Below are 24,055 nucleotides of genomic sequence, written 5' to 3' on the forward strand. Positions count from 1 at the left end.
TTGCAAGGCATATGGGTCGCAATGGCGTAATCAAATGTGCAATAAGCGGTGGTGCCACTCGTCGAATAATGCTTTTATATTTCTATTGGTCCTGTGAGATATTTCTAAATGAAAAAAAACAAAATACCATCGAACAGCCCAACCCTCGATGATGTAGCCCGGCACGCCGGCGTATCCTCTGCGACCGTTTCGCGATTCATGAATAGCCCTGCTGTTGTCAGTGAGCGTAGCAAGCGAAAAATTGAGGAAGCAATTAACATACTGAATTACGTCCCCCACGCAGCCGCACGTGCACTGGCTTCCAACCGGTCGCGTATGATAGGGGTGATAGTGCCATCTTTGGATGATGCGCTTTTTGGTGGCTTTCTCGAGCGATTTCAAAGTCGAGTTTCCTCTGAGGGGTACACGACGATTGTGGCCTCCTCGAACTATAGTGCTGACAAAGAGCGCACCCAAATTAACGAGATGTTGTCTCATGGCGTGGATGCGTTATTGCTGGTCGGTTTATCACGAGATAAATCAATCTACAGCCTGTTGAACAAGAAAAATATTCCTTATGTCATCACTTGGGCGGTAGATAGCTTTGGTGAACACCCCTGTGTCGGCTTCAGTAACCAGTTAGCGGCCGCTAAAATTGCCGATTACCTGATGGGTTTGGGGCACACGAAATTTGCCATGATATCCGGTTTTTTGAAAAGTAATGATCGTGCTTATAGCCGGCTTCAGGGCGTTCGTGAGGCCTTGGCACGACGCCAATTAAGCTTGCCGGACGAGCTGGTTATAGAAAGGCCGCTTGGGGTTGAATACGGGCAGGAGGCATTTCGAATATTAATGTCTTGCTCAGAACGGCCAACAGCGATTATTTGTGGTTCCGACCCTCTGGCTTATGGGGCATTTTTCGAGAGCAAGGCGATGGGAATCGCGGTGCCTGAAGATGTCTCTATTACCGGTTTTGACGATACCTGGCTTGCACGTCATTTAACGCCGCCGTTAACGACATTGAGAACACCCCAACCTCAAATGGCAAAGCTGGCCGCGCAGTATTTAATTTCCAGGCTCCATGGAGATGATGTAGACGCCCCTCCGATATTGGATGTTGAATTGATAGTGCGAGAGTCTTGCTCAAGTCCGTATTAAACAGGCTGCACTATAATATGGCAGCACTGACATATGGCTGCACTGAAAAAGTGCACCATGCCTTATTGTTGAGCATGCCATGTTTTTCTTTCGTAAGTTAAATATTCTGCTATCTTGGGAATATGTATTATTTTACGCTTTTTTATTGAGGGTTATTTCTTCAACCCTCAGGCCAATATCTCGTTCCCTGCCGACGGGTGATTGAGCATGCACTTGCCGAATAACGATCATGCCTATCATTTAAACTTTAACTTAATCAATTTGTTACAGGCTTTATGTGTCTGGAGTGGTGGCGCGTTCAGACCATGTTCCCCTGGTACCGAAAGCCCGACATTGTCTTATTGACTGCCTGGTTTTTATAACAAAATGCTATAAATCACGTCAGCAAATCTTAAAAAAATTCCGATCCGGGTGTTGCGTATGGAAAAACCCAGTGCTAATAATGAAAGCGCTTACATTGTTGCGTTTGTTGGACCTGCAGTCCTGAACAAACCTGAAATGAGATCCTGTTGGTAAGGCCAGCTAGTTGGGCGGGCGTCGCAAAAAACACTTAAGGAAAAGCCATGAAGAAGCATTGTAAGGTAGTTATTATTGGTGGTGGAATCGGAGGTTGTAGTACCCTTTACCACCTGACTCGAGAGGGTTGGACTGATGTGGTGCTGGTTGAACGGAATGAGCTGACATCGGGAACAACCTGGCACTCCGCCGCTCAGGTTACCAATTTTGGTGCGGTACAGACGATGGTTGGCTTAAAGAGCCATAGCATCAAGTTGTATAAAGAGTTGGCCGCAGACCTGGAACACCCAATTAACTATCACCATGCTTCGGGCGGTATTCGATTGGCATCTACCCAGGATCATGTTGATGGGTACAAGCACTTTATCTCCCTGGCAAAGGGAATGGGCGTTGATTTCGAATACATTGATTCCGCCGAGTGTGCAAGGCGCCATCCCTTGCTTAAAACCGACGGCCTGATGGGTGGTCTCTGGGATCCGCTGGATGGTGATATTGACCCCGCTCAGCTTACTCAGGCGCTGGCGCGTGCAGCGCGTAAAGCAGGCGCTGAAATATACCGTCATAATCCAGTTGAAAATATCTATCAAAAGCCGAATGGCGAATGGGTCGTTCAAACCAAAAATGGCGATATCACCTGTGAAAAAGTGGTCAATGCCGGTGGTTATCGCGTCAATGAAATCGGTGACATGATAGGCGTTAAATATCCTATCATTTCGATGGAACATATGTACTTCTTGACCGAGTCGATACCTGAAATACAGGAATTTGGCAAACGCGTTCCTTTACTACGTGATCCACTCGACGATTTCTATAGCCGGCAGGAAAAAGACGGTTTGTTGGTGGGTATTTATGAGCAGCGTTGTAAAACCTGGGGCATGGACGGTATTGATCCCAACTTCGTCAATGCCCTTTGTCCGGATGATCTGGATCGCTGCCTGGATAATATGGAGCGCGTCTTCAAGCGTATGCCGTGCCTGGAAAGAACCGGTATCCGCAGTATTGTTAACGGTCCCATTACCTATTCTGCCGATGGCAACCCGTTGGTAGGTAAGACCCCTGGATTCGATAACCTCTATTCTATTATCGGTCTTCGTGCTGGTTTGGGTGAGGGTGGTGGTCACGGCAAGATCCTGGCTGAAATCATCGTTCACGGTGAGTCAGAGTGGGATACCTGGTGCCTGAATCCGGCCCGTTTCAGCCGTCATGCCAACACCGAGTTCACCGCCCTGAAAGCAATCGAAGACTATCAGAATGAGTTCCGCTTCCACATGCCGCACGAGTCCCGCCCAGCAGGCCGTTTGGCGAAAACTACGCCAATCTATCCGGTGTTAAAAGAACAAAATGCGGAGTTTGGTGTCGTGAGCGGCTGGGAACGTGCCCTGTTCTACAAGCAGACTGCCGACTTCAAGTTTGAACACAGCTTCCGCTTCACCGATGTCGAGAAAGTCGTCGCCAGCGAAATTAAAGCGGTACACGAGGCTGTCGGGCTGATGGAAGTCAGCGGCTTCAACCGCATCGAAATCAAGGGTCCGGGTGCGGCCGAGTGGCTTGACAGCCTGACGTGCGGCAACGTACCCAAGAAGGTGGGTCGCATCGGACTGTGCTACTTCCTGACCGACAAGGGCAATGTGGCCGCTGAAGCCACACTGGCGAAGCTGGCAGAAGATCGTTTCTGGTTCGGCTCGGCGGCCGCGGCCGAAGTGCATGATCTGGACTGGCTGCGTACCCGTCTCCCCAACGAGGGTGTTGAGCTTGTTCCGATGACCAATTCACACACGATTCTGGTGGTTTCAGGCCCCAAATCCAGGGATCTGCTGGCGAAATTGTCCCCCCGCACCGATTGGTCGAACGAGAGCTTCCCCTGGCTCAGCGCCAAGTCGGTATTTATCGGTCATGCCCAAGCCCTTGCCATGCGGGTGAGCTTCAACGGTGAATTGGGCTGGGAGCTGCATGTGCCCAATGAGCAGCTCTACCTGGCACACCAGCTTATTACGGAAGCAGGCGTCGAGTTCGGCCTCAAGCCGTTTGGCTCGCTGGCGACCGAGTCGATGCGTCTCGAGAAAGGTTATCGTCATTGGAAGGCCGAACTGATCACCGAATTTGACCCGTTCGAAAGTGGCCTGGATCGTTTCGTGAAAATGGACAAGGCAAGCTTCCCAGGAAAAGAAGCCCTGCTCGGCAAGGCGGGTACGCCTGCCAGAAGAAAGTTTGTCACCATGATCATCGATTGCGAACATGCTGCCGCGCATCCCGGCGATTCAGTCTGCGTTGACAGTGCTGTCATTGGTACTGTCACCTCGGCAGGATACGGCCACCGGGTGCAGAAGAACATTGCCATGGCCTTTATCGACCCCGCTTATGCCTATGAAGGCGCCGAGATTGAAGTAGAGATCATTGGCGAACCCCATAAAGCCAAAGTGATTACAGGTCAGCTGTTTGATCCTGAAAATACTCGACTCAAATCTTAAGCGTTAAACAACTTTTACCCCCGGCGTTGCCGGGGGCTTCTGAACGGTGGATATGGATATGAAACTAGTCAAGAAGGCACTTTCCTCAGCTTTATTATGTATCACCCCGGGTCTGGCTCAAGCCGCAGACGTAGTGCTCGGCGTACCCAACTGGCCGACGGCAGCGGCATCCAGTTATATCTTGAAAGTGGTTATGGAAGAGAACTACGGTCTGGATGTAGAAATGCAGAACGGGACCAATTCCGTTATCTTCGAGGGAATGGACCGGGGAAGCATGGATGTTCATCCGGAAGTATGGTTGCCAAACCAACAAAACCTGCATGATAAATATGTGAAGGAAAGAGGGACAGTCGTACAGAATAAAAACGGTATCTTGGCGACTCAAGGCATGTGCGTTACTAAAGAAACCTCGGAAAAGTACAATATAAAAAATATTTACGATCTGACCAATCCTGATATATCCGCTTTGTTTGATCGTGATGGCGATGGACTTGGTGAAATATGGATAGGAGAGCCTTCTGCGGCTTCCGGCCCCGTTGAAAGGGTACGCGCGAAGAGTTATGGCTATGATCAAACCTTTACACTTCAAGAGCTTGATGTCGCCCTTCATATTGCGGCGCTCGATGCATCGGTCAAGTCGAAAACACCCTATGTTTTTTTCTGCTATGCCCCTCAGCACCTGTTCGTCATGTACGACTTGGTCAAGCTTGAAGAGCCGGCACACAATCCGCAGACCTGGAATGTGCTGCAACCGGCGGAAGATCCGGACTGGCTGAACAACTCAAACGCCGATAGCGGATGGCCGGATGCCTACTTGTATTTGCACTATGCAAAGGCACTGGAAGATAAGTTTCCACTTGCAGCTTCACTGCTGAAAAACTTCGAGCTCACCAGTGACCAGCTAAGTGAAATCAGTTATTCGCTGGCCGTTGATAAAGTTGATACAGAAACCTTTGCAGTGCAATGGGTGGCTAAAAACCAGGATGTCGTCAATTCCTGGTTACATCAGTAACCTGTCCATGTAGATAGAGTGTGGTATGTGCATATTAAAACGGGCTGAGCATTTTTACTGCTCTCATTCCGTGTTGGATGCACATGCCAGTTCGACGAAATATATCAATAGGCAGCAAGTTAAATGTTTTGGCTGCTGTTTCCCGAAGAGAAAGACTAATTATTCGATCCTTTTTTGTGGGTCAATATATAAATGATTATTTAAAACTTTCCTGTGTCCAGGCTGATTACTTGAAAGTTCAGTGGAGGCTTTATGAAAATTTTAGTGGGTGTAAAACGAGTCGTTGATTATAACGTGCAAATCCGAGCCAAGGCGGACGGCTCTGCTGTCGAGCTGGATAACGTCAAGATGGCCATCAACCCGTTTGACGAAGTTGCCGTTGAAGCGGCCGTCAAACTGAAGGAAGCGGGCCAGGCCACTGAAGTCATTGTCGTGTCGATTGGCCCGGACAAGGCCCAGGAAACCCTGCGTCAGGCACTGGCCATAGGCGCCGATCGCGCCATTCTGGTGCCATTCGACGGAACCACCGAGCCACTGTCGGTGGCAAAAACCTTCAAGGCACTGGCGGAAAAGGAAGGCGCCGGCCTGGTCATTCTGGGCAAGCAGGCGATCGACGATGACTGTAACCAGACCGGCCAGATGCTGGCGGCCCTGCTGGGCTGGCCGCAGGGTACTTTTGCCTCGGGCCTGACGGTATCGGGCGAGCAGATTGAAGTCACCCGCGAAGTGGATGGTGGCCTGGAGACGGTGGTTCTCAAGCTGCCGGCGGTTATCACGGCTGATTTGCGCCTGAACGAGCCGCGTTTCGCCTCTCTACCTGCCATTATGAAGGCCAAGAAAAAGCCGCTGGACAACATCGATGCCGCATCACTGGGTGTGGATCTTACGCCGAGATTGGAACTGGTCGGTGTGGTTGAACCGCCGGCACGTGCGTCCGGTAGTGTGATCTTGGCAAATGCCGCCGAGCTGGTGGAAAAACTGAAAACCGACGCCGTATTAGTGTAAAGGAGACGCATCATGGCCATTCTTGTAATCGCAGATCATGACAACAACAGCATCGCCTCATCCACCTACAACACTTTGGGTGCCGCCACCCAGATTGGCGGGGATATCGACATCCTGGTGATGGGGAGCAACAGCTGCACAGTCACCGAGGCCGCAGCCGCCATCCCGGGTGTGCGCCGCGTGCTCAGCGCCGACAGCGAGCTGTTCACCCAGCCGTTGGCCGAAGACATGGCGCCCTTGGTGCAACGCTGTGCCGAAGGCTACAGCCACCTGCTGGCCTCGAACACCACCTTCGCCAAAAACATGATGCCGCGCGTTGCCGCCTTGCTCGACGTGCCGCAGATTTCCGACATCAGCGCAGTCATCGATGCCGACACCTTCGAGCGTCCCATCTATGCTGGTAATGCCCTGGCCACGGTGCGCAGCCGCGATGCACTGAAGGTGATTACCGTGCGCAGCACCAAGTTCGAGGCCGTGGCTACCACCGGTGGCAGCGCCGAAAGCGTGGCGATTGACGCGCTGCCCGGTCAGTCTCTGGCACGCTTTGTCAGCCGTTCCGAAGCTAAATCCGAAGGGCCTGAATTGTCCACTGCGCGCATCGTCATTTCCGGTGGGCGTGGCATGGGCAATGGCGAGAACTTTGCCCTGCTGGATACGGTGGCTGCCAAGGTCGGCGCGGCGGTAGGGGCATCCCGCGCAGCGGTTGATGCCGGCTTTGTGCCCAATGATTACCAAGTGGGTCAGACCGGCAAGGTGGTGGCGCCCGAGCTGTATATCGCTGTGGGGATTTCCGGAGCCATCCAGCACCTGGCCGGCATGAAAGACTCCAAGATGATCGTGGCCATCAACAAGGATCCTGACGCGCCGATTTTCCAGGTGGCCGACTACGGCATTGTGGGTGACCTGTTCGACGTCATGCCCGAGCTCGACACCGCGCTCTGAGATTCCGATTAACTCATCATGGATGAAAAACAAGATGAAGAACAAACCTGCATATATCCTTAAGATTTCCTGCCCGGGACGGGTCGGTATCGTCGCTGCCATCGGTAACTTCATGGCCGATCGGGGCTGCTTTATCAAGGAGTTTCACCAGTTCGATGACCTGGACTCGGGGCTTTTTTTCTCGACCATCGAGTTCGTGTTTGAAGGCAATCAGAAGCCAAGCGTCGAGCAACTCAAGGCCGCCTTTGAGGTCACCGCACTGCGCTTCGACATGGAGTGGGAAATTCACGACGCCAGCCAGCCGGCGCGTGTATTGATCATGGTATCCAAGTACGACCATTGCCTGCGCGACCTGCTGTATCGTCGCGCCACCGGCGAGCTCAATATCGACATTACCGCCATCGTGTCCAACCACGAAGACCTGCGCTTCCTGGCCGAGCGCGAAGGCCTCGACTTCATCCACCTGCCGGTGACTAAAGAGACCAAGCCGGAACAGGAAGCCAAATTACTGCAGATTGTTGAGCAGAGTGGCACCGAGCTGGTGGTACTGGCGCGCTACATGCGGGTGCTGTCCGACTCCCTCTGCCAGCAGTTGGCCGGTCGCTGCATCAACATCCATCACTCCTTCCTGCCGGGCTTCAAGGGCGCCAAGCCTTACTACCAGGCCTATGATCGCGGCGTGAAACTGATCGGTGCCACCGCCCATTATGTGACCGGTGACCTGGATGAAGGCCCGATCATCGAGCAGATGGTGGAGCGGGTTGACCACACTCAGGATCCGCAGTATCTGACCCAGGTCGGGCGAGACACCGAAGCCCAGACCCTGGCCCGCGCGGTAAAATACCATGTGCGTCACCGTGTCTTCCAGAACGGTCTACGCACCGTCGTTTTTTAGCATAAAGGACTCGCACCGATGACTGATCAGGCAAGCAATATTTATCCAGATCTCACTCCTGCCCAACGTATCGACGGCAAGGCCTTTGCCGCGGCACTGCGTGGCGATGTGGCAGAGGGCGCCGCCCGGTTTCAGGCCGATAGGGGCCGTCAGCCGGGGCTGGCCGTGGTACTGGTAGGGGATGACCCGGCCAGCCAGGTCTACGTCAAAACCAAGATGCGACAGGCCGCCGAGGCGGGTATCAGGTCCTTTCCTCACCTGCTGCCGGGCAGCACCTCCCAGGACGAGTTGCTGCAGCTTATTGCCGCGTTGAACAGCAATGATGAAGTGGACGGCATACTGGTGCAGCTGCCTTTGCCGGCGCAGATCGAGGAAACCGCGGTGATCGAGTCTATTGATCCGGGCAAGGACGTTGACGGCTTCAACCCGGTCAATGTCGGGCGCCTTAGCACCGGTCAGTCGGCGCTGGTGCCCTGCACACCGCTGGGATGCCTGTTGCTGTTGCAGGACCGGCTGGGCGACCTGTCCGGCAAGAAGGCGGTGGTGGTCGGGCGGTCCAATATCGTCGGCAAGCCGATGGCGCAGCTGCTGCTCAATGCCAATTGCACCGTGACCACGGTGCATTCCCGAAGTCGGGAGCTGGCGGCCGAATGCCGCAGCGCCGATATCCTGGTGGTGGCGGTGGGCCGGCCCGAGATGGTCGACGCCAGCTACATCAAGCCGGGCGCCATCGTACTGGATGTGGGCATCAACCGTATCACCCGGGATGATGGCCAATCCCGGCTCACCGGGGACGTCGATTTCGAGGCGGTTTCCACCGTCGCTGGCGCCGTCACGCCGGTACCAGGGGGCATCGGGCCGATGACCGTCGCCTGTCTGTTGAGGAATACCCTGAGTGCCGCCCAGGCGCGGGCCGCGCGTTAAGTCGTTCGGCGTCCGGGCAGGGATATGCAGTATTAAAAAAGGGAGCGCATTACAGTGAGTGATAACGAGCGTACAGTCGAACGCGAGTCCATGGAGTTCGATGTGGTCATCGTCGGTGCCGGCCCGGCCGGGCTGTCGGCCGCCTGCCGGCTGATGCAGCAGGCGCAGGCCGCGGAGCAGGAGCTGACGGTCTGTGTGGTGGAGAAGGGCTCTGAAGTCGGCGCCCATATCCTCTCCGGCGCCGTGATCGAGCCGCGAGCGTTGAACGAGCTCTTCCCCGACTGGGCGGAGCAGGGCGCGCCGCTGAAGACCGCGGTGACCGAGGATCAGATCTACCTGCTCAGTGATGAGCAGCAGGCGCGGAAAATACCCAATGCGCTGGCGCCCAAGACCATGCACAACCACGGCAACTATATTGCCAGCCTCGGTAACCTGTGCCGCTGGCTGGGTGAGCAGGCCGAGGCGCTAGGGGTGGAGATCTTTCCGGGCTTCGCCGCCGCCGAGGTGCTCTATCACGCGGACGGCTCGGTCAAGGGCATCGCCACCGGTGATATGGGGGTGGGCCGTGATGGCCAACCCAAGGACAGCTACATGCCCGGTATGGAGCTGCATGCCAAATACACCCTGTTCACCGAAGGGTGCCGGGGGCATCTGGGCAAACAGCTGATCAGCCGGTTTGCCCTCGACAAGGACGCCGATCCGCAGCATTACGGCATCGGCATCAAGGAGCTGTGGGATATCGATCCCGCCAAGCATCAGCCGGGCCTGGTGGTGCATGGTGCCGGCTGGCCATTATCCGGTAAAGAGTACGGCGGTACCAACGGTGGTTTCTTCCTTTACCACGGTGACAATAATCAGGTGGTGGTCGGGCTGATTATCGATCTGAATTACGCCAATCCCTGGCTGAGCCCGTTTGACGAGTTCCAGCGCATGAAACATCACCCGTTGTTTGCGCAGTATCTCGACGGTGGCAAACGGGTGGCCTACGGTGCCCGGGCCATCGCCAAGGGCGGCTTCAACTCGCTGCCGAAGATGACCATGCCGGGTGCGCTGCTGCTGGGCTGTGATGCCGGTACCCTGAACTTCTCCAAGATCAAGGGCACCCACACCGCCATGAAGTCCGGCATGCTGGCAGCCGAAGCTGTGTTTGAGGCGTTGGCCGCCGGCGACGAAGGTGGTCGGGATCTGGTTTCCTTCACTGACCGGTTCAAGGACTCCTGGCTTTACGATGATCTGTTCCGTAGTCGCAATTTCGGCCCGGCGCTGCACAAGTTCGGCACCTGGCTGGGTGGTGCCTTCAACTACCTTGACCAGAACCTGTTTGGCGGCAAGATCCCGGTGACGCTGCACGATACGCAAGCCGATTATGCGCAGCTGAAGCCGGCGGAGCAGTGTCCGCGCATTGAGTATCCCAAACCCGATGGCAAGCTGAGCTTTGACAAGCTGTCGTCGGTGTTTCTGTCTAATGCCAACCACGACGAGGATCAACCCTGCCACCTGCAACTCAAGGATGCAGGCATTCCACTGGCCACAAACCTGCCGACCTGGGCGGAACCCGCGCAGCGTTTTTGCCCGGCGGGTGTTTACGAGGTGCTGAACGAGCCGAGCGGTCCGCGCTTTCAGATCAACGCACAGAACTGCGTGCATTGCAAAACCTGTGACATCAAGGATCCGTCGCAGAATATCACCTGGGTCGCTCCGGAGGGGGGCGGGGGGCCAAGCTACCCGAATATGTAAGCCTCTATCGGCGAATAATCAGCAGATAAAAAGAGGCTGGCGATGAGACCAATTACGACAGGTACCAGCAGTGTCGGCTATGTAGCCATAGTGCTGGGCAAGATCAGGAGAGATCAGTGTGCAAGCAGACGTAATTAGTTTAGACAGAGTCTGGAAGATTTTCGGTGAAAATACCGAAAAGGCGATGAATGCGATTACTGAAGAGGGGCTCGACAAAAAAGGGGTACTGGAACGATTTGGCTGCGTAGTTGGCATCTCAGATGTTTCATTCAGCGTTAAGCGCGGTGAGATATTCTGTATTATGGGGCTGTCCGGTAGCGGAAAGTCGACGCTGATTCGTCACCTTAACCGTCTGGTCGAACCGACGGCCGGTAGTATCAAGGTCCTGGACCAGGATATGTCTGATTTGACGCCCAAGGAGCTATTGAATATCCGCGCCAAGCACATCGGCATGGTTTTTCAGCATATGGCGCTGCTGCCACACCGAAGCGTTATCGACAACGTTGCTTTCCCCCTGGAAGTTCAGGGAATACCCAAGCTTAAGCGCTGGGAAATCTCCCAGCTCGCTCTGTCCCATGTGAACCTCTTGGGTTACGAAGATCATATGCCCTCTCAGCTATCGGGCGGCATGCAGCAGCGTGTTGGGCTTGCCAGAGCCCTGGCCAGTGATCCGGAAGTACTGCTGATGGATGAACCTTTCAGCGCACTGGACCCCCTGATCCGACGAGAGTTGCAGAATCAGTTCGTATCACTCACCAAAACACTGAATAAAACCACCGTGTTCATTACCCATGACCTGGATGAGGCAATCAGGATCGGCGACCGAATTGCGATTATGAAGGACGGACGATTGATCCAGGTCGGTACGCCGGAGCAGATCGTGATGCACCCGGAAGATGATTATGTGGCGGATTTCGTCAAGGATATTTCAAACCTGAAGCTCATTAGTGCTCGTTCCATCATGAAAGAGCTAGAGCGTTCTACGATGCCTGAGGGAATGGATCTCTCTCGGGCGCCACGAGTCAATGAAAACACACCTCTTGAGCAATTAATTGATGTCTCGACTTCCTCTGCTTTGCCAATCATTGTTTCTGATGCAAACGGTTTGGATATTGGTGTGATCAGCAAAGACACTCTTTTACGAGGTATAAAGGGAGGTGAAAAAAATGACGGCTGATCCAACGAAATATATCACCATCGAAAAAAATCACTCCGTCCATGGTTTTGCCGGACCGAACGGTGATTATTACCATAAAGAGTTCTCCAAAATCGAGTCCAGTAGCAGTACAAGGTTTTCGTTTAACACTCATGCTGCTTTTTGTGGGCCATTCTGGGCGGCAGCCCGTAGTGTTTGGGGATTTTTCTGGTTGAGTGCGCTTGCCAATCTGGTCGCACTGGTCCATATCGGGAAGGGGCTCTGGGGGGAATTAGGCGCCGAAGAGCTGGCGCGTGCCGAGCGGCTCAGCGTCAAGTCACAGGAAATGGCTGTAAAGGCACAGGCTGCAATCGATGCGGGTGCAAGTAATGGTGAAGCCTTGCAGCGTAGTGCCGCCAATTTACAACAGGCGGCCGAGAACGCGATTGCGTCGGCAAATCTGGCCGCGCAAGGGGCCACTCAGTTTTTGTTGTGGGGTGTGATTGGACTGCTGCTTGTTATGGTTGTTCAGGGCATTATGGCCAATCCTGTCTATGAGAAAAAATACTGTCGGTGGCGCAGTGATAAAGGTGAAAAAAGTGGGTTCTGTACACGCAGCTTACTCTTTGGTGCGGGGTTGATATCATTTATATATCCATTGACCATTTATAGATATACCGTCCAAAAGCCAATCGATTTTTTAGTCAGCTTTCCTCTCGACAAGTCTCTTTATATTTCCGTATCCAACTGGCTGGACTGGGGGTTTGATCAGCTGGCCGAAAAAGGAGCCGGATTCTTTGGCGGTATAACGACGGCCATCACGGTTCTTCTCGACACGCTTGAGGTGGTATTGGTGGATACTCCCTGGCCAGTGACGAGCTTGGTGATCGTCGTTATGGCCTGGCGATTGGCTGGGGCCAAGGTGGCAGTTTTTGCGACGGCAGCCCTGGCATACCTTGCCTTTATGGGCTTTTGGGAAAAGAGCATGTCGACCGTTGCCCTGCTGGGCGCGGCTGCGACACTATGCGTTATCATTGGTGTGCCGCTTGGCGTATGGTGTGCAAAGAACCGTTATGCCAGAACGGCCACTGAGCCAGTGCTTGACTTTATGCAGACCATGCCCGCGTTCGTTTACTTGATTCCCATCATCGCCTTTTTCGGCACCGGTAAGCCGCCTGGTATTCTCGCGACCATCATCTTCGGCCTGCCCCCTGTGGTACGACTCACAGCGCTGGGTATCAGGCAGGTGCCGGAGTCCATCATCGAAGGCGCGATCGCCTTTGGTTGCAACAAGCGCAAACTGCTGCTCGATGTGGAAATTCCCCTGGCGTTGCCAAGTATTATGGCTGGCGTTAACCAGACCATTCTGATGTGCCTGTCGATGGTTGTGATTGCCTCTCTGATCGGCGCTGAAGGACTCGGCTCAGATGTATTGATGGCTTTGCAGTACGCAGCAAAAGGGCAGGGCTTGTTGGCCGGTTTGGCTATACTGCTTTGCGCCATGGTCATCGACCGTATAGTGCAGGGACGTTTTAAGCGAAAGGAGTAATAAATGCCTCATGTTATATCTGAGGCTATACATTGAAAATGTTATATGTTCGTAGGGTTAGTTGTAAGTTCGGTAATTGAGTAAGTGTCTTTGCCCTTTTGACCTTGAAAACCGGGCGGGTTTTTAGAAACCCTCTGGCTTTCAAGGATTTTTTTGCTTTCAATGAATCAGATGTATCAGTGCTACTTGAATGCCGTTGTATTTCTGACGATTTATACGCTACTTCCCGACTGATTTTTAATCAATGATGTTGTTTGCCGCCCTTGGGTTGCAGCGGCCTACATGCTGATGGCTACAGGTTTACTTCTGGCCTCAATAGAATCTACACTCTCGGACAACGCCGAAGCCATAAAGAGGCCAAAGGGATCTGCTCCGCCGACCCTCCACGCCAGGGCCGGAAAATGTTCCCTTCCATTCCGCATTCCCGCCATCCCTGGCGGTCAGATGGCGCGGCGGAGCCCCCATGGATGGGTTTATGGCGTGTCGGCGGAGCGGACCCTTTGGCCGATATTACGCCCTGTTTGATGTTGCCAGGCCCGGGTATCCCCGGGCCTTCTTATCAGCATAGCGGGCTTTATTTTTTCTTCTGTAATGCCGCGGCCAGGGCCGCGCCCATGGCGCCCTGCGGGGCCGGTTGTTCGCGGCGAGCGGGCCGAGAGTTGGCTTGGCTCTTGCCACTGCCGCGGTTGGCACCCCGTTCCTCCCGCTGCCGGCCGCTGCCATGCTCGGCGGCGCTCTGCTCCAGGCGCATGGTCAGCGCGATGCGCTTGCGCTGCAGATCCACCTCCAGCACCTTCACCTTGACGATGTCGCCGGCCTTGACCACCTCGCGCGGATCCTTGATAAAGCGGTCGGTCAGCGCCGAGATATGCACCAGGCCGTCTTGATGCACGCCGATGTCCACGAAGGCGCCGAAGTTGGTGACGTTGGTCACTACCCCTTCGAGCACCATATCGGGGATCAGATCGGCGGGCTTTTCCACCCCGTCCATAAAGCGGGCGGTCTTGAACTCGGGGCGCGGGTCCCGGCCGGGCTTGTCCAGCTCCCTTAATATGTCCTGCACGGTGGGCAGGCCGAAATGCTCGTCGGTATAGTCTTTCGGGTTCAGGGTCTTGAGCAGGCCGCTGTTGCCGATCAGGGTGTTCACCGGCTGTTGCAGTTTGACCAGGATGCGCTCCACCACAGGGTAGGCTTCGGGATGCACGGCAGAGGCATCGAGCGGATTCTTGCCGTCGCGGATACGCAGGAAGCCGGCGCATTGCTCGAACGCCTTGGGGCCCAGACGCGGCACCTTGAGCAACTGTTTGCGTTCCTTGAAGGCGCCCTGCTCATCGCGGAAGGCGACGATATTCTGGGCCAGGGTGGGGGTCAGGCCGGATACCCGGGCCAGCAGCGGCGCCGAGGCCATGTTCACGTCCACGCCCACGGCGTTGACGCAGTCTTCCACCACCGCATCCAGGTTGCGGGCCAGCTGGCTCTGGGACACATCGTGCTGGTACTGGCCCACGCCTATGCTCTTGGGATCTATCTTCACCAGCTCGGCCAGGGGATCCTGCAGCCGGCGGGCGATGGATACCGCGCCGCGTAGGGAGACATCCAGATCCGGGAACTCGTTGGCGGCCAGCTCGGAGGCGGAATACACGGAGGCGCCGGCCTCGCTCACCACCACCTTCTGTAATTTCAGCTCCGGGCTTTGTTTGATCAGCTGCTCCACCAGCCGTTCGGTCTCGCGGGAGGCGGTGCCGTTGCCGATGCTCACCAGGCTGACATTATGGCGGCGACACAGCTCAGCCAGGGTGCGCAGGCTCTGCTCCACCTTCTTGTGGGGCTCGAAGGGATAGACGGTGGCCTGCTCCAGCAGCTTGCCGGTGCTGTCGACCACCACCACCTTGACCCCAGTGCGGATCCCCGGATCCAGGCCCATGGTCACCCGGGCGCCGGCGGGCGCGGCCATCAGCAGATCCTGCAGGTTGAGGGCGAATACCTTGATCGCTTCGGCCTCGGCCTGCTCCCGGGCCTGGCCCAGCAACTCGGTTTCCATCTGCAATGAAAGTTTTACCCGCCAGGTCCAGCTCACCACCCCGGCCAGCCAGGTATCGGCGGCCCGGCCCTTGTTCTGCCAGCCCACATGGCGGGCGATAATGGCCTCGCAGGGATGACTGTCGGCCTCGGTTTCCACCACCAGGCTTAACGAGAGCACGCCTTCGTTGCGGCCGCGCAGCATGGCCAGCAGCCGGTGCGAGGGCACCTTGCTTATCGGCTCCTGGTGTTCGAAGTAGTCTTTGAATTTGGCACCGCTCTGCTCTTGCCCGCTGACCACCCGGGCCTGCAGCTGGCTGTGCTGGCTCAGGTAACGGCGCACCGCCTCCAGCAGATCGGCCTGTTCGGCGAAGCGTTCCATTAGAATGTATTTGGCGCCGTCCAGCGCCGCCTTGGCATCGGCGACCCCGGCATCGGCGTTGATGAAGGTGGCGGCCAGCTGCTGGGGATCCTGGCTCGGGTTATCGAACAGGCTGCCGGCCAGCGGTTGCAGGCCGGCCTCGATGGCAATCTGGCCCTTGGTGCGGCGCTTGGGCTTAAAGGGCAGGTAGAGATCCTCCAGCCGGGTCTTGGTGTCGGCGGCCTGCAGCTCTTTTTTGAGCGCGTCGGTCAGCTTGCCCTGTTCCTCGATGGACTTGAGGATAACGCCACGCCTGTCTTCCAGTTCGCGCAGGTAGCCGAGCCGGCTGTCCAGGTTGCGCAGCTGGGTGTCGTCCAAGCCGCCGGTCACCTCCTTGCGGTAACGGGCAATAAAGGGCACGGTGGCGCCTTCGTCGAGCAGGCGCACGGCGGCGTCGACCTGTTGTTGCGATACGGCCAGTTCAAGGGCCAGGGCGTGATTGATGTTGGTCATAATATCCGGGCTCCGGGCGGGGCTGCGAAACAGGTCCTGCCGATAACAGAAAATAGGAGAGAGATGAAGAAACAGCAGCCAGGCTCAAACGCAGACACGCCGTAAACCCCTCCCTGGGGGCTCCGCCGCGTCGTCCTTGACGCGGAGGGTCTGCTTATTGGCTCCTGGCTACTGTTCGACATGCGGCAGCTTTTTAAGCCGATCATTCAAAGGGAGTGTACTGGATCTTGTTGATATACCACTCTTTCAGGCCGGACGGGGTTTGCACCTGCACTTCGTCGTCCACTTGCTTGCCGATCAGGGCGCGGGCCATGGGCGAGTTGATGGTGATATGGTTGTTTTTTGTGTCGATCTCGTCGGTGCCGACGATGCGATACCAGACGATATCGCCGGAATCATTCTCCAGCTCTACATAGGCGCCGAAGAACACCTTGCCGTCCTGCTGGGGTGAATAGTCGACGATCTGCAGCGCTTCCAGCCGCTTCATCAGGAAGCGGATGCGGCGGTCGATCTCGCGCAGCCGCTTCTTGCCGTAGATGTATTCCGCGTTTTCGCTGCGATCGCCGAGGGCGGCGGCCTCGGATACCGACTGGGTCACCGCCGGGCGTTCCACCTTCCACAGGTATTTAAGCTCGTCGTCCAGCTTGTGCCAGCCGGCGCGGGTGATCAGGTTGGTTTTCATACGCACATGTTCAATGGCCTGATAAGTAAAGGCTATTGTGTCCCAGCAAGGGGGAAGAAGAAAGCCCCCGGGGTGAGGGGCAAAAGGTCAGGGCAGTAGGGTACCTGCCCTGGTGCCGTGTTATTCCCAGGCGGGGAAGGGATCGGGCAACTGCTGCCAACCCGGCTGGCCCTGATGCATTTCCTGCTCGGTGAGCAAGCAGGCGTCCAGCTGTCGACGCAACTCGGTTTCGTTCAGGCCCTGGCCGATGAACACCAGTTCCTGGCGTCTGTCGCCGTAAGGCTCCTGCCAGCTCGCCATGATGTGTTCCCGGCCTTCTTCGTCTTCCGGCCAGTCCTCGCGGGGAACCGCCTGCCAGAACAGGCCGGCCCCGCCGTGGTAGGCGATGCCGCCGGCCTGGTTCCACTGGCCGGCAAAGTCCGGGCGGCTGGCCAGCCAGAAAAAGCCCTTGGAACGCAGCAGCTTGCCCTGCTGGTCGGAGCGGTGCAGAAAGTTGAAGAAGCGCCGGGGGTGGAAAGGGCGGCGGGCGTGATACACAAAGCTGCTGATGCCGTATTCGTCGGTTTCCGGCGAGCGTTCGCCGCGCAAGGTCTGCAGCCAGCCCGGGGCGCGGGCGGCACGTTCGAAGTCGAAGCGATGGGTACAGAGTACCTTTTCGATGTCCACCCGGCCCTGGCGGATGGGCAGGATTTCGGCCTCCGGATTCAGCTGCGTCAGTATGGCGGTGAGCTCCGCCAGCTGGGCGGGCGTGACCAGATCCGTCTTGCTGACCAGCAGCAGATCGCAGAATTCCACCTGCTCGATCAGCAGATCGGTCACGCTGCGTTCGTCATCTTCTCCCAGGTTTTCGCCCTGTTCCTGCAGGCTTCGGGCCTGATTGAAATCGGCCAGAAAGTTTACCGCGTCGACCACGGTCACCAGGGTGTCCAGCCGGGCCAGATCGTTCAGGCTGGTGCCGTCTTCATCGGCGAAGGTAAAGGTCTCGGCCACAGGCAGCGGCTCGGAGATGCCGGTGGACTCGATGACCAGGCAGTCGAAACGACCGGCTTCGGCCAGGCGGCGCACTTCAATCAACAGATCTTCGCGCAGGGTGCAGCAGATGCAGCCGTTGCTCATTTCCACCAGCCTGTCTTCGCCCCGGTGCAGGGCCACTTGCTGGTGAACGGTGGCGGCGTCGATATTGACCTCGCTCATGTCGTTGACGATCACCGCCACCCGCAGGCCCTGACGGTTGTTGAGTATGTGATTGAGTACAGTGGTCTTGCCGGCGCCAAGAAAGCCGGACAGCAGGGTAACGGGTAACCGGGAATGGTGCGACATGGATGCCCTTGAAAATAACGGTAGCGGTTTACAATACTGATTGTTATAACATAACATTTTTAGATCGTGAACATCTTTCCAGGAGTCGTCATGTCTACTACCACAGCGCTGTTGTGTGAGCCCGCCAGCTTCAGGATGCAGGGCGGCCAGCCCGTCGCCCTCGGCAACATCTATCAGCCCGGCTGCCATCTGGCGGTGTGGCAACGGCACTTGTCGCCGATGTTGGCCGACTATAGCGAGGCGCTAATACGGCAGGATAGTCGCATCAGTATGCGGACCATGCTGAAGCCTGAGGCGGTGATGGATGAGCTACATGCCCGCCTGCCGGATCTGCCCGGCCGGGAGGCGTTTGCCGCTGACGTACAGCAGCTGGTGGAGATGTTTGCCTGCCTGTTCGAGCTGCCTCGGGTGGGGGTGCGCCTGGCCAGCCTGCACACCGCCATGTGCCCCAATTTTCATGTAGACAGGGTGCCCTGCCGGCTGATGACCACCTATTTCGGGCCCGGTACCCACTGGCTGGACCGGCAGCAACGGGACTTGCTGCTGGCACAACAAGGCAAAGCGCCGGAGCAGTGGCAACAGCTGGCGGTGGGAGAGGTGGCGCTGCTGAAAGGCGATGGTTGGGAAGAGCAAGACGGGCAGGGCGTCTGGCACCGCTCGCCGCCGGTGCCTACCGACCAGGGTCGGCTGTTCCTGTCGCTGGATTTCGCCGACTAGGGTGTGTTCCTAAAGTGACTTAGATATCAGGCTGGCTGAAGAAAATTATAATAATATCCATGCAAGCTGTAATGTCAGTCAGTAAACGGCATGGGGCGGTTTTCAAGTTGGCTTGCTGCGTGAGAAATCGGCAGCAAAGTGCTTTGCGCGTTGCTGACGCTCCAGATGCAGACGCTAAGCATACCGCTTTTTTGTCACTGCTCCGGATGCGTAGCATCAGGAGCAGTGATTAATCCAGCGGCGATGTCGAGCGGCTATTAATCCGGCAGTCTCGGGGCGAACAGACAAGCGTAACCCAATGTGGCCCGCCACCCGACTAATCATGTTTTCTCATGCAGATATTCGGTATTACCTAGATGAGATGCTATTTCCTGGCTGGCCAGCCCGTTATGCACCTGGGCGCAACACCCGCCCTGCATTTTCATGTGTGCGTTGGCCGGCGTGAATGGTTAACTTACCGTTCACCAGCACATGTGTGATACCGGAAGGATATCGGTTAGGATCCTGCATGGTGGAGTTGTCATGGATCTCTGCACTGTTGAAGATGGTTATATCGGCAATATTTCCGACCCGCAAGACCCCGCGATCCTGTATTCCCAAGCGCTCGGCTGCAAGGCCGGTAATTCGCCTCACCGCATCTTCCAGTGTTATCAACTGGTCTTTACGATGGTATTTCTCTATAAATCGAGAGGTCCAACCGTATGAGCTGGGAGACCATCGGGTATTACCCAGTGCACCATATGGGGCCAGCGTGATGGTATCGGAGATAATGCCACACTCGGGCTGGCTAACGCAGAGCCGGTTATCGGCTTCTGCGAAGTTGTTCGCCGCCCAGGTCATATTGAACAAGCCTTCTCCTTCTTCCAGCAGCAGGTTGAGGACGGTGTCATGAGGGTCACTTTCTCTCCGTTTGGCGGCGATTTCCGAGATGGTCATCCCAATCAGGCCCGGATTTTGATTTGATTGAAACAGCATAATCAGGTCCCAGCGACCGGCAGGAATAAGCTGCCAGATCGGGTTGGGATTGTCTTTTAATGCCGCACGCAAGCTGGGTGTTGCCAATCGCTCCAGTATCTTGGCTATACCGCCATCAAATGCCCAAGGCGGTAATATTGACGACATGGTCGTCGGCCCCCAATTATGTGGAATGATATCAAAGGCAACATCTACGCCGTCCTCTCGTGCCCAATTAATCATTTCCAGTGTGTGTTCCATCGCATGAGCGGGGGCGCCGAATTTGGGCGCTATGTGTGAGATCTGCAATCGTACACCGGCGTTACGAGCGACCGCTAGGGCTTCACCAAAACCCTGCTCATAGTAGATATCGCGGTTGCGTACATGGGTGGCATAGAGTCGGTCGTATTGCTGAAGAACTTTGCATAGTTGGGTAATTTCACTGGTTGGCGCCGAGCTGCCGGGTGAGTACTCCAGCCCGGTTGAAAAGCCGATGGCCCCCTCCTCCAAAGAGGCGGCCAGCAGGCGCTCCATTTCCTTTATTTCACGTGATGTGGCAGGACGATTAATATTGCCATCCATCGCCGCTATTCTGAGGGTACCATGACCTACATAGGCAGCCACATTCACACCCAAGGGCTGTTCATCGAGTACCGTGAGATACTCGTCGAAGGTATTCCATGTCATTTTAATATCTGACTGGTAGCCGAAAATAGAGCCCTTTAGTGCATCGCATTTAGGGCAGGGAGCACAACTGTGGCCACAATTTCCCACAACCTCCAGGGTAACGCCCTGGTGGACCTGACTCTCCGCTTTACCATTGACCAGCAGACTGAAATCCGAATGCGTATGGATGTCAATGAAGCCAGGGCTGACAATCAGGCCACTTGCATCGATATAGTTTTTTGCCTGAGCAGAGGAAAGGTCACCTATTGCCGCGATATGCTCACCCCTGATGCCCAGATCGGCTTTCCCTGCAGCTTTACCAGTGCCATCTATTAGCAGGCCATTGGTAATTATGGTGTCAAACATGATTTATACTCCGATTAAATAACTGATCCTGATATTACTGAATTTAGAGCTAAGGCAAGAAGTTGGTAAGCAGGCTTTCTGTAACAGGTAAAATTTACTTACCATTCTGGATGTGTCGTAACACCCATGGACTTAGGCCTGGGTATCAGCATCCGAATTCTTGCCCGAGCTCTACTACTCGGAGCAGCTATTTAATAGCTACTTGGGCCGAAGGCCATGTTAGGTAAAAACAGGACCCATTCATCAAAAAATATAAGCAGTAAAATAATAAGAATGTACGGGATCAACATGGGTAACACACCGATAGATACCTGCTCAACCGAAGTACGGGATATCTTGGATGCGACGAAGAGGTTTACACCAATTGGAGGGGTAAGGAAGCCAACCTCGCATGCCACCACCGTGAAGATACCAAACAGTATCGGATCTACACCAAGTGAGGTCACCAACGGCAAGAAAACAGCCGTGAAAATGATGATCTGTGGGATGGACTCCAACCACATGCCAACAAATACATATAATATGGCGATGAGAAGCAGTACCAACCAAGGGTGTTCACTCAAGGTGCCGAACAATACCGAAATGGATTGTGGGATATCATAAAGCGTCACCAATTGTCCGAATGCTTTGGTTACACCAAGAATGAACAGCACCGATCCGATCATTAATGCCGTAAAGCGAATAGCATGGACAATATCTGGTAGCGTCAGCTTTTTATATACAACCAAACCGACAAACAGTGCGTAAAAAACAGCAACGGCAGCCGCTTCTGATGGTGTGAAAATACCACCATAAATCCCACCAAGGATAAGAACCGGTGCTCCTATCGCCCATTTTCCTTCCCAGATGGCGCCAAGTAATGGACGCCATGAGAACGGTTCACCGTTGCCACCATAGTTGTTTTTACGTGCTATCAGATAGGTCACCAGCATTAACAGCAGACCCAGAGCCAGCCCAGGCACGATACCGGCAAGAAACAACCTGGGTATCGATTGCTCGCTAACCAGACCATAGATGATCAACAGGTTACTTGGTGGGATCATGCTACCCAATGCGCCCGCTGCGGCGGTGACTGCGGCGGCAAAGCGGGCCTTGTAATTCTCCTTAAGCATGGCGGGGATGGTGATTGAGCCAATGGCCGCGGTGGTGGCCGGACCCGAGCCAGAGAGGGCGGCGAAGAACATGCAGGAAACCACAGTAACCAAACCGATGCCACCTTTATAGGCACCGACCAGCCGGTTGGCGATACTTATCAGATGTTCGGACATGCCACCTTTTTCCATGATTGCACCCGCTAGAACAAACATGGGGATAGTCGTTAAAGGAAAAGGTTCAAAAGCCGTGTAGGCTGATTGGGCCAGCAGGGTTAAAGGAATTTCGGCTATCCAGATCCCCGCAACGGTAGCTAATCCGGCGGCAAAAGGTATCGGTACCCCGATCAGCATGGTCATCACGAAGACAGCCATCATTATCATTGGGCCATTCATAAGGGAAGCTCCTGCTCGTTATTACGCCACCAACGGTAGTAAACTTGTGCCATGCGCAGCACCATTAATACCAGACTGACAGGGACGACAATTTGAAACCATTTCTGATCAACGCCAAGGCCTGGTGAAATATAGGTAGTGCTGAATAGTAACTGCATGTAGATACTGGTTTGTACGATCATCAGAATAAGAAAAGCAAGCCAGAGCAGATCGGCCATTACGATCGATGTTAATTGTATTTTTTTAGGGAACCGATTAACCAGCAACAAAATGCGAATATGTGCGCGTTCCTTAACTGCCATGGATGCACCAAGATATACAGCAAATATCATGCTGTATACGGCCAGCTCTTCTGCCCATGGCGCCCCGCTGGACAAAAAATACCGTAACAACACCTGAGTCATAATGCAGCTAGCCATTAAGACTAAACAAAAACCACACATTGCTTCTTCGAAGTGCTTCTCTATGAAAGTTAGGCATCTTAAAATAATATTACTCTCTTTGTGTTCTGGAGTTCTACTATCCAGTGCGTTAATGGATTCTTGACTATTAGAGCCTGGGCTGATTGATTTAATTTTCATTGAATAGTTCCTCTGAAATGCTGTGTCGTAATAATGTTCTATCAGGCACAGCATTCAAGGTTGACGTCAGTCAGTTTTTACTGAGCAGCTCTGTTTATTTTATTCAGCAAGTCCCGAAAATCATCATCTTTTTCCGCTGCAATTTCTTCTTGTATCTTTAACGCTGCTGCAATAAATGGTGCTTTATCCGGATATGTTATTTTCATTCCATTATTAGCCAGAAACTGACGCGTTTCATCGATATCCTTACCAATGATGTCGTTAGCATATTCTCCAGCCTCTTTAGCTGCTTTGAACACAGCCTGACGCTGTTCATCATTTAACTTCCCGATAGCCCTGGAGCTAGCGAACAAGGGCGAGAAATAGGAAAAGTGTTCTAAAACGGCAAGCTGGGGAGCTATTTCGTAGAATTTCTGAGATTTGATAACGTCGGTGCCATTGTCTGCACCTTGCACTGTCCCTGTTTGTAGTGCGGTTGGTGTATCGGACCAGGCCAGAGGCAGGGGGGCAGAGCCAAAGGCTTCGTAAGTCTTGATCATGACTTCATTTTTAGGCACCCGTACCTTGATACCAGCAAGATCGCTAAAGTTATTGATAGGCCGTTCAGTATTGTAAAAGTCACGATGTCCTACATGGCCATAGGTCAGCAGGTAGACGCCGGTATCTTGTTGTAATCTATTGGCAAACTCCTCACCGATAGGCCCTTGAAGCACTTTCCTTGTATGATTTTCACTCTGGAATATATAAGGCAGTACAAAGGCATCCATCAGTGGGAAATGGGGCGATATGTTATTGCTGGTAATGATGTACATATCGACGATACCCAGTTGCATTGATTTGAAGGCCTCGTCTTCGGTGGAAAGCTGGGTACAGCAACGAACTTTTATATCAATGCTGCCATTGGAATATTTTTCTGCCAATTCTTCGAATTTATTGGCAAGAATTGAATAACTACTTCCTTCTGCAGTGCCATAACCGAGGTTCAGAGTGACATCTGCTGCTTGAGTGTTGCTGGCTGTTACTATACCCAGTGCTAGTCCCAAGGATGTTATCAGTTTACTCATTGCAA

The 24,055-nt window shown here is 54.5% G+C and carries 18 protein-coding genes; 11 read left to right on the forward strand and 7 right to left on the reverse strand.

Translation table 11 applies throughout. The features are described 5' to 3' along the window. Window positions 1-108: 108 nt before the first annotated feature. The 10 genes from DCS96_RS13505 (at window position 109) to DCS96_RS13550 (ending at window position 13,320) form a co-directional block, all read left to right on the forward strand. Complete coding sequence (locus tag DCS96_RS13505) at window positions 109-1,137, forward strand: LacI family DNA-binding transcriptional regulator (RefSeq protein WP_116474917.1); 1,029 nt, start codon at window positions 109-111, stop codon at window positions 1,135-1,137. A 563-nt stretch (window positions 1,138-1,700) separates the two neighbouring features. After that, a complete protein-coding gene (locus DCS96_RS13510; protein WP_116474918.1) occupies window positions 1,701-4,121 on the forward strand; it encodes a GcvT family protein in 2,421 nt (806 codons plus the stop codon). 58 nt (window positions 4,122-4,179) lie between these two features. After that, entirely contained in the window at window positions 4,180-5,133 is a 954-nt protein-coding gene (locus DCS96_RS13515) for an ABC transporter substrate-binding protein (protein WP_198650078.1), read from the forward strand. Between the two features lie 252 nt (window positions 5,134-5,385). Beyond that, complete coding sequence (locus DCS96_RS13520) at window positions 5,386-6,138, forward strand: electron transfer flavoprotein subunit beta/FixA family protein (RefSeq protein ID WP_116474920.1); 753 nt, start codon at window positions 5,386-5,388, stop codon at window positions 6,136-6,138. Window positions 6,139-6,150: 12 nt separating this feature from the next. Beyond that, the gene (locus DCS96_RS13525; RefSeq protein ID WP_116474921.1) at window positions 6,151-7,080 is read left to right on the forward strand and encodes an electron transfer flavoprotein subunit alpha/FixB family protein; all 930 of its coding nucleotides are present in this window, start codon (window positions 6,151-6,153) and stop codon (window positions 7,078-7,080) included. 34 nt (window positions 7,081-7,114) lie between these two features. Beyond that, entirely contained in the window at window positions 7,115-7,975 is an 861-nt protein-coding gene (gene purU, locus DCS96_RS13530) for a formyltetrahydrofolate deformylase (protein WP_116474922.1), read from the forward strand. 18 nt (window positions 7,976-7,993) lie between these two features. Further along, window positions 7,994-8,899: a bifunctional methylenetetrahydrofolate dehydrogenase/methenyltetrahydrofolate cyclohydrolase FolD gene (folD, locus tag DCS96_RS13535; RefSeq protein ID WP_116474923.1), complete on the forward strand. Its 906-nt coding sequence runs from the start codon at window positions 7,994-7,996 to the stop codon at window positions 8,897-8,899. Between the two features lie 90 nt (window positions 8,900-8,989). Then, window positions 8,990-10,636, forward strand: coding sequence for an electron transfer flavoprotein-ubiquinone oxidoreductase (locus DCS96_RS13540; RefSeq protein ID WP_116475033.1), 1,647 nt, complete (start codon window positions 8,990-8,992; stop codon window positions 10,634-10,636). Between the two features lie 118 nt (window positions 10,637-10,754). Next, a complete protein-coding gene (locus DCS96_RS13545; RefSeq protein WP_116474924.1) occupies window positions 10,755-11,813 on the forward strand; it encodes a quaternary amine ABC transporter ATP-binding protein in 1,059 nt (352 codons plus the stop codon). Further along, complete coding sequence (locus tag DCS96_RS13550; protein WP_116474925.1) at window positions 11,803-13,320, forward strand: ABC transporter permease; 1,518 nt, start codon at window positions 11,803-11,805, stop codon at window positions 13,318-13,320. Before DCS96_RS13545 ends, DCS96_RS13550 begins: the two co-directional genes overlap by 11 nt. Window positions 13,321-13,894: 574 nt before the next feature. On the opposite strand, the gene DCS96_RS13555 is transcribed toward DCS96_RS13550, so the two are convergent. From DCS96_RS13555 to zigA, 3 genes are all read right to left on the reverse strand, one after another. Continuing rightward, window positions 13,895-16,213 (reverse strand): Tex family protein, encoded by a 2,319-nt coding sequence (locus tag DCS96_RS13555; protein ID WP_116474926.1) that lies wholly within the window; start codon window positions 16,211-16,213, stop codon window positions 13,895-13,897. A gap of 202 nt (window positions 16,214-16,415) precedes the next feature. Next, window positions 16,416-16,895: a transcription elongation factor GreB gene (greB, locus tag DCS96_RS13560; RefSeq protein ID WP_116474927.1), complete on the reverse strand. Its 480-nt coding sequence runs from the start codon at window positions 16,893-16,895 to the stop codon at window positions 16,416-16,418. A gap of 120 nt (window positions 16,896-17,015) precedes the next feature. Continuing rightward, the gene (zigA, locus tag DCS96_RS13565) at window positions 17,016-18,215 is read right to left on the reverse strand and encodes a zinc metallochaperone GTPase ZigA (RefSeq protein ID WP_116474928.1); all 1,200 of its coding nucleotides are present in this window, start codon (window positions 18,213-18,215) and stop codon (window positions 17,016-17,018) included. A 90-nt stretch (window positions 18,216-18,305) separates the two neighbouring features. Here zigA and DCS96_RS13570 point away from each other — a divergent pair, with 90 nt between their 5' ends. Continuing rightward, window positions 18,306-18,932 carry a DUF1826 domain-containing protein gene (locus tag DCS96_RS13570; RefSeq protein WP_116474929.1) on the forward strand — a complete coding sequence of 209 codons (627 nt, stop codon included), beginning with the start codon at window positions 18,306-18,308 and terminating at the stop codon, window positions 18,930-18,932. Between the two features lie 387 nt (window positions 18,933-19,319). On the opposite strand, the gene DCS96_RS13575 is transcribed toward DCS96_RS13570, so the two are convergent. The 4 genes from DCS96_RS13575 to DCS96_RS13590 form a co-directional block, all read right to left on the reverse strand. Further along, complete coding sequence (locus DCS96_RS13575; protein WP_116474930.1) at window positions 19,320-20,918, reverse strand: N-acyl-D-amino-acid deacylase family protein; 1,599 nt, start codon at window positions 20,916-20,918, stop codon at window positions 19,320-19,322. A gap of 191 nt (window positions 20,919-21,109) precedes the next feature. After that, window positions 21,110-22,405: a TRAP transporter large permease gene (locus tag DCS96_RS13580; RefSeq protein ID WP_116474931.1), complete on the reverse strand. Its 1,296-nt coding sequence runs from the start codon at window positions 22,403-22,405 to the stop codon at window positions 21,110-21,112. Further along, window positions 22,402-22,986, reverse strand: a complete 585-nt coding sequence (locus DCS96_RS13585) for a TRAP transporter small permease (RefSeq protein ID WP_116474932.1) — start codon at window positions 22,984-22,986, stop codon at window positions 22,402-22,404. Before DCS96_RS13585 ends, DCS96_RS13580 begins: the two co-directional genes overlap by 4 nt. Window positions 22,987-23,063: 77 nt before the next feature. Beyond that, complete coding sequence (locus DCS96_RS13590) at window positions 23,064-24,050, reverse strand: TRAP transporter substrate-binding protein (RefSeq protein ID WP_198650079.1); 987 nt, start codon at window positions 24,048-24,050, stop codon at window positions 23,064-23,066. Between the last annotated feature and the right edge of the window lie 5 nt (window positions 24,051-24,055).

Origin of the sequence: Zobellella maritima, assembly GCF_003075035.1 — a bacterium.
GTDB classification, from domain to species: domain Bacteria; phylum Pseudomonadota; class Gammaproteobacteria; order Enterobacterales; family Aeromonadaceae; genus Oceanimonas; species Oceanimonas maritima.